The sequence below is a fragment of the Hyphomonas sp. BRH_c22 genome (assembly GCF_000961795.1).
GTDB lineage: Bacteria > Pseudomonadota > Alphaproteobacteria > Caulobacterales > Hyphomonadaceae > Hyphomonas.
Genome location: NZ_LADU01000062.1, coordinates 1 through 8551, shown reverse-complemented (window position 1 = coordinate 8551; position 8551 = coordinate 1). Strand labels below are relative to the sequence as shown.

The window sequence follows — 8551 nt, the reverse complement described above, 5'->3', positions numbered from 1 at the left end:
GCGCGGCCCGTGCGCAAGGCGCCGGTGACCTGGAGCCGCCCGCGTCGGTCCATGCCTCCTACCTTCCCGCCTTGCCCCCGGTCCTCATACGCCCGGGCGCCCGCACCTTTCGTCCGCCCCCTCCCGCCTGCCGGGAAAGGTGCGCGGGCGAGGATTCATTTTTGCGAGGCTGACATGACCCTTTCACCTGAGACACCTGCACCCCTTGGAACAGCGGACGGACCGGATTTGCGGGAGACACAACGCATCTATGTCGCCTGTCTTGCCGCCTACAATAATGGGCATCTGCATGGGGCTTGGATCGAGGCGACCTCGCCGGATGAGGTCAGAGACAAGATCCGCGCCATGCTGGCGGCGTCGCCGGAGCCAGACGGGGATGAATGGGCCATCCATGATTATGAAGGGTTCGAAGGGGCGCGCCTCTCGGAATATGCCTCGTTCGAGACTGTGTGCGCTCTGGCGGCCTTCATCGCCGAGCATGGCGCGCTTGGCGCGAAACTCTACCGCAACTTCGGCGACGACATTACACAAGCCGAAGCCGCGTTCGAGGATTATGCGGGTTCATATCACAGCGCCGCAGACTTTGCCGAGGAACTGATCCGCGACAGCGGCACGGAGATTCCGGCTGCACTCGACTATTATATCGACTGGACCGCGCTCGCCCGCGACATGGCGCTGAATGGCGAGATCATGGTGTTCCAGACGGGCTTTGATGAAGTCCACATTTTCTGGAGCCGCTGACCATGGCCTTCCGGGAGAGATTTGACTGCTATGTCTGCGAAGGTGACAGCATTGCCTGCGAGATTGACGGCTTTCGCGTCACCGCGCGGATTGTCCGTGACGATTGCATGGACGCACCCGACCAGCGCCAGGACGGATTTTGGCCGTCGCTCTACATCAATGATCCGGGTTTCATTGGCCCGGGAAACAATTTTCGCGAGCGGCTGGCGAAGGCACAAGCCGAGGCCGAAGCCGTCATGGAAGCGTGGCGCAGGGATGAGTGGTTCTATTGCGGGATCGTGCTCGCGATTGAATGCGAAGGCGTGGAACTGGACTCAACACAAGCCAGCCTCTGGGGTATCGAGGCTAATTATCCGGGGTCGGACAATGCCTATCTGAGTGAAGTCGCGGGCGAATTGCTCCCGGACGCCTTGGCGGCAGGCCGCACAGCCCTGACGCGGCTGATGGCGTCTGCACCTGCACAGGCGTCACGCGGATGAAAGCGCTTGATTATTTGCTTGGCCCGCGCCCGCAAATGACACTCGTCGTGGAGGAATCCCGCGTCGTTGAAATCTGGGTTGATGGCCGCGCGCCGCTGATCGCCCTGCAAGACTATGACTGGGGCGAAACCGATTCCGACGCGATGCGCGACGCAGAAGGTTTCCCCTTCACCCCGATCAACTGGAAAGGCCCGGCATGGACGCTCGGCCTTTCGCTTTACCCGCCAGAACAGGAGGACAATCCCATGGCACAGCCCGCACTGAAAACGATCCCCATCGAACAGCTCCATATCAGCAAGCTCAACATGCGGCATGGACGCAAGGCCCCGGATGTCTCCGATATCCTCCCCTCAATTCGCGAGAAAGGTATCCGTCAGACGCTGCTGGTGCGGCCCGAAGGCGATGGCTTTGGAGTAGTCGCGGGACGCCGACGCTTCCATGCCTTGCAGGTCATCGCGGCCGAGACCGGCAAGCCCGTGATGGTACCGTGCGCGATCATGGAAGCCGATGACGATGCAGCTGCCGTCGAGGCCTCACTCATCGAAAATGTCGCGCGGCTGCCTGCCACGGAAATGGAGCAGTACAACGCGTTCGGGAAACTGGCCCAGTCAGGCCGGACCGTGGACGAGATTGCCGGGCATTTCGGGGTCACGGAGCTGAAAGTCCGCCGCATCCTCGCGCTTGCCAATCTCTCCGGCCCGATCCGCGCCCTCTATGCCAAGGACGAGATCGACCCGGAGACGATCCGCGCGCTCACGCTCGCCACGAAGGACCAGCAGGCCGACTGGCTCGCCCTGTACCGGAGCGAAACCGAACGCGCGCCCATGGGCCGCGCCTGCAGGGCATGGATCACGGGCGGAACCACCATCACTACAGGCAAGGCGCTGTTTGACCTGTCGGCCTATGAGGGCAAAGTGGCGGCGGACCTCTTCGGTGAGACAGGTGTGTTCGCCGATGCCGACACGTTCTGGAAAGCCCAATCGGCAGCACTTGCGGCGAGATTCGAGACCTATATCGCCGCCGGATGGCCCGACGTGCAGGTTCTCGAACGCGGCAAGTATTTTGCCAGCTGGGAGCATGTGAAGCGCCCGCGCACCAAGGGCGGCAAGGTCATTGTCGAAGTCCGCCATGATGGCACGGTGACCTTCCATGAGGGCTACATCACGCAGGCCGAAGCCCGGAAGCAGGACAAGAGCGCAAGGCCGGGTGGCGATGCGGAAGCCGCCCACACCAAGCCTGAAATGTCAGGACCGCTCGCCCAATATATCGGCCTGCACCGCCATGGCGCAGCGCGCGCCACATTACTGGGTCACCCTGGAATCGCTCTCCGGCTGATGGTCGCTCACGCCATGGTCGGGTCCTCTCTGTGGACCGTCAGGCGGCACGACTTCCTCGCCAGAAAGGAAGACATTCAGGCGAGCGTGGATGGCTCCCGCGCCGCAGCTGAGATGAACGCGGCCGGAGATCATGTCCGCAGCCTGTTCGAAGCCCATGGGCTGGCATCCCTGCGCGCGAATGGCGATGACTATCACCTCAGCGAGGTCTTTACAGCGCTGCTCGGAATGGACGACACAGAGGCCCTGAGCGTCCTCGCCTTTGTGATGGCTGACACGCTGGAAGCGGGCGGTGCAATCGTTGAAGCCGTCGCTGTCGCGACCGAAACCGACATGGCTGCCTACTGGATGCCGGAACCTGTCTTCCTTGATCTCGTCCGCGACAAGCGCGCCATCAATGCCATGGTGGCAGACATCGCATCACCCTCCACGGCGAAAGCGGCGCTAACCGACACGGGCAAAGCCCAGAAGGACCTGATCTGGAACCGGATCGCAGGCGAAGGGTGTGAGGCCAATCCGGGCTGGCGTCCCGGTTGGATGCAGGTGCCGCCGACGCGCCTCGTCGAGGCTGCGGGGTCGCCGCCAGCAGACGCATGGGCCCGGATCGCCCGCCTGTTCACGTCCGATGACGGCGAATTTTCTCTCCAAGACCAGCCTGCCGCAGCGCAGGACGCCGCCTGACGGATTGCGGTTCTGTTGTCGATAGAAGTGCAAGCCGTCCGGCAGTATGTCGGGCGGCTTTTCCGCATGCTTTTACCAGATGGCCCGGCACGCGCGCGGTTCAGATCACGGCAGATGCGCCTCCGGAAAATCGTCCGTCTGTGAGTTTCGTATGGCCTCCGGGTGCGATTGTCAAAGCGGCCTGTTCCGCACTTCCGCTTACCTCCGAAAGACACCTTGTCCCCGTCTGCTGCCGTGTGACCTGGACGACGCGAAACGCTCCTGAAACCGGCCAGTCCCACGAATTTCCCCGCCGCTTTACGGCTCCTCGCGAGACAAATTCGCGTTCCTGTCCGGTGCTTCGCTTTGCTGCGCCCTTACAGGTTCAGGCCCGCTCCGCGCCGTCCGGGCGGTCCGGCGTCGACGGGGACAAGGTGTCCCTCGGAGACAGCCACGGAAACGAAAAGGAGACCCCCATGGCAAACGCACTCGGATATGTCAGCGAAACCAAGACCGGCTTCGAAGGCGCCCTCGCAATGATGAACCTCTCAGCCGCCATCCGTATCGAGAAGAATGCGGAAAAAGCCGAAGCGGCCCAGCCGGACTACCGCATCTTCGCCGGTGAGACCTCCACCGAAATCGGCGGCGGCTGGATGCGCAAGGCAAAGTCCTCGGGACGCGAATACGTCTCCCTGACCCTCGCAGATCCGCAGATCGGCCCGCGCCGCATCTACGCGAACCTTGCACCGGTCAAGGGCAAGAAAGGCCGCCACGTGATCCTCTGGAACCCCAGGGACTAAGCCCCACACACATCGCCAAACTGGCCGCTCCGGAGATCATTCCGGGGCGGCTTTAGACGTGTTTACATCGCTCGATAGAAGGGTATCTATAACCACACGAAGCCATATGCGCTGCGCATGGTTAAGTGAGGTGTCGCCGCGACACCGTATATCTTCGTGACTTCCAATTAGAATTTTCTTTTGCTTTCTCGGTCGTGTTGAAGCCGCCACGTTGATCTGTGCCCGGCAAGACGGGGGACGGGGAATGAACGAGGCAAAAGGACGGCCAAGTCCTTTCCTGACGACGAAAGAAGCGGCTGCCTATCTGCGCATCACGGTCCGTACGATGGAAAACTGGCGCTGGTCGAACAATGGACCGCAATACCGGAAACATGGCGGCACCGTCGTCTATCATGTCGATGACCTGAATAAGTATTCGACGGTGTGGAATCGCGCGCGAGGATCAGGAAATGGCTCGTGAAACTACGACCGCCAAGGCGGATTTAGCGGCACTTTCGATAAGACATCGAGCGCTGCATCCTGGCAAATGGAGGGGCAATTCATGAGCCTCCGTGCAGCATTCTGGAGCGGTATTTCTGTGATCGGAGTGGCATTGACAGGCCTTCCCGCGACCGGGATTTTGCCGCCGTTTCTACTCTACAATCCGAGCCAAAGCGCGCCGCTGGGTTGGTATCGCGTCAAGTCTTTGGAGGTAATTTCTAGGGGTGATCTAGTTGTTTCGCACCTTCCGGAATCGGCTTCGAGGCTCGCTGCGGGGCGGGATTATTTGCCGTCTGGTATCCCCGTCATCAAGACCGTCCAGGCGCTCGAAGGGGATACGATTTGTGCGGTCAACGGGGTGTTGCTCATCAACGGGACGCCAGCTGTCAGCCTGCTCTCCGCAGATAGTATGGGACGCACTCTACCGTCTCCCTGGACGGCCTGTCGGAAGCTTCAAACGGATGAAGTCCTGCTCCTGTCCGACCGCACTCCGGACTCTTTTGATGGACGGTATTTCGGAACTGTTTTGAAGGCGGACATTCTGGGTAGGGCGATCCTCCTAAAGGACCTTGATTTGGCTGCGGAAATTGGTGACCGAGAGCAGTTTGATGGCGAATTTGACTGCAAGATAAAAGCTCATGGAGCCAAAGAGGGTCTAGTCCCTTGTCTGCACATCGATTTTTATGGTTCCACGCCTCAGGATGCAGCTCTGCGGTCAGATGCGATTCCCAATGGCGACAACAGATTGGCATGGTTCCATACCCATAATGAGGCCCGTTTTCCCCCGGATCGGCCCGAATGAGCACGCCGCCGGACAATCCTTTCACGCCCAGACCTGGCAGGATTCGTTCGGCCGGATCAGGGGGACGCGCGAAGACCTACCTCACGCGGATGACGAAGGCGCTGTCCTCCGCAGGCGGGGTCCGCAGGACTGCCCTGCCCGCCCGGCCACGAGCCGCGCTGCGCGGCGGACGGCGGCGCGTGATCGTCAAGGCACGTATCGTCCGGATGTCCGCGTCGAGTGTGACGGCTCTCGCTGCACATATCGGATATATCCGGCGGGACGCGGCCCTTGAGGAGAAGGATCGCGGGAAACTCTTCGATGCGATGAGTGAGGACGCGAATGCGTCCGATCTCGTCAAATCCATTACTGACGACCGGCACCATTTCCGGTTCATTGTTTCGCCCGAAGACGGCGCCGAAATGGCAGACCTCAAGCCCTTCGTTCGCGACCTGGTTTCTCAGATGGAAACTGATCTGGGGACGCGGCTCGAATGGGTGGGCGCGGTGCACCATGATACGGGCCGACCGCATGCGCATCTGGTCATCCGGGGACGGCGCGAAGATGGCTCTGATCTTGTTATGCCGCGGGCGTATATTTCGCATGGCATTCGGGAACGCGCCGAGGACCTGGTGATACTTGAACTCGGGCCTGAAACCCGGCTCGAGCAGGAGCGGAAACTTCAATCGGATATCGCTGCCGAGCGCGTGACGCGGATTGATCACTTCATCGCGCGGAAGGTCAGTCCTGAACATGAGTTCCGGTTGATGGATAGTCCCTCACAGTATCGCACTCTACATGCCGCGCGGCTTCGGACTCTGGAGCGGCTTGGACTCGCCCGGAAGCTCGGAGCTGGGCGCTGGCAGATGCGGGAGAATTTTCGCGACGTTTTGCGCGGGCTTTCCGAGCGGCACGACATCATCAAGACGATGAACCGCGCGCTCGTAGGACACGGTGGCCGGCGGTTGGACTCGGATGCGATCTTTGACAAGTCGGACCCGGACGGGCGAAGCGTGACGGGCGCGGTGCTGCAGACGGGGCTCACGGGGGAAGCGCATGATCGCGCCTACGCTATTATCGACGGGATGGATGGGCGTGCAGTGTTTGTGGAGTTGGGTGTCGCGGGAGACGTCGAGGAACAGAAGCTCGGAGCGATTGTAACGGTGTCTCAGCCGAACCTCGAACCGAAGCCGTCGGATATCACGATCAATCGTATCGCGCGGGCGAATGGAGGGGTGTACTCGGCGGGTCTGCACCAGGCGGACGATCCGCGATCAAGTCCGGAGTATGTCGCAGCGCATGTGCGGCGACTTGAGGCCCTTCGGCGCGCTGGGCATGTTGAGCGGTCGGCCGATACGGACTGGAAGATTCCACGGGACTTTCTGGACCGCACGAAAGTATACGAGCGGACCCAGGCCCGGTACCGCGCGGCGCAGGTTCTTGTTCGATCCGAACTGGGTCTGAAAGAGCAGGAAACGGCGCTCGGAATGACCTGGCTAGACGACGCGCCTCCATCTTCCGGAGTGCCGATGGGATTTGGGCAGGAGGTGGCTGAGGCGCAGGCAAACCGGCGCGCATTTCTGGCTGGCATTGGAATGAAGGTGGAGGCCGGTATCGGACTTACCGCGGCGCAGAAGACGGACCTGCTGAAGCGTGACTTGGCGCAAGCCGGACGGACGCTGGCTGAGGAGATCAGGAAGCCTTATTCGCCAGCCCCGGAGCGGGGACATGTTGAGGGCATTTACCGCGAGCCGGTGAGCCGAGTCAGTGGGAAGTTTGCGCTCATTGAGCGGCAGCGGGATTTTACGATTGTGCCCTGGCGACAGGTGCTGGAACAGCGGCGCGGGATGGCGGTGTCTGGAGTTGTGCGTGGGGGAAAAATTTCGTGGACGTTAGGGCGCGGAATCGGGATGGTGGATTAATGCCAATACCAAATCTTGCCGTTTAACTCGTTCTTACCCGAAAAGCGGAAATTGGTCTGACGACAATGCAGACTTAACCCCAAAGCGCGATTAACAACTTAACACAGTATTATCAGTGGTCGGGCCTAACCGATCAATTCTCTCCTTGGGCACCCGGCTCATCGACATGCTGAGCCGATACATCCAAGCAAATTCCAACATTGCTTTTCCACCTAGTATTTTCCCGTGACACATGGAACGAAACAGGTACACTACGGAATCGTAGATGCGGGGGAAAAATGCGTTTTTTGGCAGATGGTATCGATTTTCCCGATGAATTATTGCGGGCGCATGACGAAGGCAGGACCGTGTTTTTTTGCGGGGCCGGTGTTTCACGAGCCAAGGCGGGCTTGCCCGATTTCGCACAATTGACTGAGGAGGTCCTGGATCACCTCGGTGCACCACCTGACAATAAAGCGCGCCTATTTCATACAGCCTCCGGGAAAATCGAGACCGACTATGGTATCAAGGGTCTGACTACATCAGACCGCGTCTTCGGCCAGCTGAGGCGAGATTTTACAGATGACCTGATCGGAGAGGCCGTAGCGAATTCGTTAAGGCCTATAGAACCGGTTGATTTCTCCGCTCACAGAACAGTGCTTAAGTTAGCTACGCTGCAAACAGGCGAACTCAGGCTAATTACCACAAACTTTGACTTTTTGTTTGAACAGGCTGGTGGTCGCCGCCTGAAATACGCCACACGCTCGAATCTCCCACATGTCGAGTTTAACGGTAGCGTCCCGGGGCTTGGTGTAAATTCGACCTGAGGAAGGTCATCGTGCGCGAATCCGTCGAGGTTGTGGTTGCGAAACTCAACCAGAAGGACCTCACACGATGACCGAAGACAGATTGGCTTTATTCGAGCTGATTGACCAGAGCGCAGACAACGATCTGGTGCGCGACATGCTGGCTTTTGCGGCCGGGCGCTTGATGGAGATGGAGGTGGAGTCGCATACGGGCGCGGCTCCCGGTGCCCGCTCCGCGGATCGCAAGACTTACAGGAATGGTTACCGCGAACGGGCTTGGGAAACCCGTGCCGGGCGGATTGATCTCGACATCCCGAAGCTGCGCAAGGGAACGTACTTCCCGTCGTTCCTGGAGCCGCGACGGACGGCCGAGAAAGCGCTGACGGCTGTTATACAGGAGGCCTACATCAAGGGCATCTCCACACGCGCCGTCGATGACCTGGTCAAGGCGATGGGCGGCACAGGCATCTCCAAGAGCCAGGTCAGCCGGTTATGCGAAGAAATAGATGGGCGGGTACAGGCTTTCCTGAACCGCCCGATAGAGGGCGAGTGGCCCTATCTGTGGATCG

Annotated in this window: 9 protein-coding genes; all 9 read left to right on the top strand. The window is 60.1% G+C overall.

Features of this window, described 5'->3' with window-relative positions; translation table 11 throughout:
- Nucleotides 1-174: 174 nt before the first annotated feature.
- The gene (locus VR74_RS08150) at nucleotides 175-741 is read left to right on the top strand and encodes an antirestriction protein ArdA (RefSeq protein WP_299949894.1); all 567 of its coding nucleotides are present in this window, start codon (nucleotides 175-177) and stop codon (nucleotides 739-741) included.
- Nucleotides 742-743: 2 nt separating this feature from the next.
- The gene (locus VR74_RS08145) at nucleotides 744-1220 is read left to right on the top strand and encodes a hypothetical protein (protein ID WP_034742748.1); all 477 of its coding nucleotides are present in this window, start codon (nucleotides 744-746) and stop codon (nucleotides 1218-1220) included.
- Complete coding sequence (locus tag VR74_RS08140; protein ID WP_299949892.1) at nucleotides 1217-3235, top strand: ParB/RepB/Spo0J family partition protein; 2019 nt, start codon at nucleotides 1217-1219, stop codon at nucleotides 3233-3235. Before VR74_RS08145 ends, VR74_RS08140 begins: the two co-directional genes overlap by 4 nt.
- 455 nt (nucleotides 3236-3690) lie before the next feature.
- Entirely contained in the window at nucleotides 3691-4014 is a 324-nt protein-coding gene (locus tag VR74_RS08135) for a DUF736 domain-containing protein (RefSeq protein WP_034744419.1), read from the top strand.
- Between the two features lie 244 nt (nucleotides 4015-4258).
- Nucleotides 4259-4474, top strand: coding sequence for a helix-turn-helix domain-containing protein (locus VR74_RS08130; RefSeq protein ID WP_045695799.1), 216 nt, complete (start codon nucleotides 4259-4261; stop codon nucleotides 4472-4474).
- Nucleotides 4475-4555: 81 nt separating this feature from the next.
- Nucleotides 4556-5296: a S26 family signal peptidase gene (locus VR74_RS08125; protein WP_299949890.1), complete on the top strand. Its 741-nt coding sequence runs from the start codon at nucleotides 4556-4558 to the stop codon at nucleotides 5294-5296.
- On the top strand, nucleotides 5293-7197 hold the full coding sequence (locus tag VR74_RS08120) for a DUF3363 domain-containing protein (RefSeq protein WP_034741854.1): 1905 nt from the start codon (nucleotides 5293-5295) through the stop codon (nucleotides 7195-7197). Before VR74_RS08125 ends, VR74_RS08120 begins: the two co-directional genes overlap by 4 nt.
- Before the next feature lie 278 nt (nucleotides 7198-7475).
- Entirely contained in the window at nucleotides 7476-8003 is a 528-nt protein-coding gene (locus VR74_RS08115; protein ID WP_045695798.1) for a hypothetical protein, read from the top strand.
- A gap of 67 nt (nucleotides 8004-8070) precedes the next feature.
- On the top strand, nucleotides 8071-8551 hold a 481-nt coding region (locus VR74_RS08110; RefSeq protein ID WP_045695796.1), incomplete at its 3' end, for an IS256 family transposase.

Excerpts from the sequence above, each read along its gene's own strand:
- VR74_RS08130 (WP_045695799.1), top strand. The coding sequence starts at position 4,259 with ATGAACGAGGCAAAAGGACGGCCAAGTCCTTTCCTGACGACGAAAGAA.
- VR74_RS08140 (WP_299949892.1), top strand. The coding sequence starts at position 1,217 with ATGAAAGCGCTTGATTATTTGCTTGGCCCGCGCCCGCAAATGACACTC.
- VR74_RS08145 (WP_034742748.1), top strand. The coding sequence starts at position 744 with ATGGCCTTCCGGGAGAGATTTGACTGCTATGTCTGCGAAGGTGACAGC.
- VR74_RS08125 (WP_299949890.1), top strand. The coding sequence starts at position 4,556 with ATGAGCCTCCGTGCAGCATTCTGGAGCGGTATTTCTGTGATCGGAGTG.
- VR74_RS08150 (WP_299949894.1), top strand. The coding sequence starts at position 175 with ATGACCCTTTCACCTGAGACACCTGCACCCCTTGGAACAGCGGACGGA.
- VR74_RS08115 (WP_045695798.1), top strand. The coding sequence starts at position 7,476 with ATGCGTTTTTTGGCAGATGGTATCGATTTTCCCGATGAATTATTGCGG.
- VR74_RS08135 (WP_034744419.1), top strand. The coding sequence starts at position 3,691 with ATGGCAAACGCACTCGGATATGTCAGCGAAACCAAGACCGGCTTCGAA.
- VR74_RS08120 (WP_034741854.1), top strand. The coding sequence starts at position 5,293 with ATGAGCACGCCGCCGGACAATCCTTTCACGCCCAGACCTGGCAGGATT.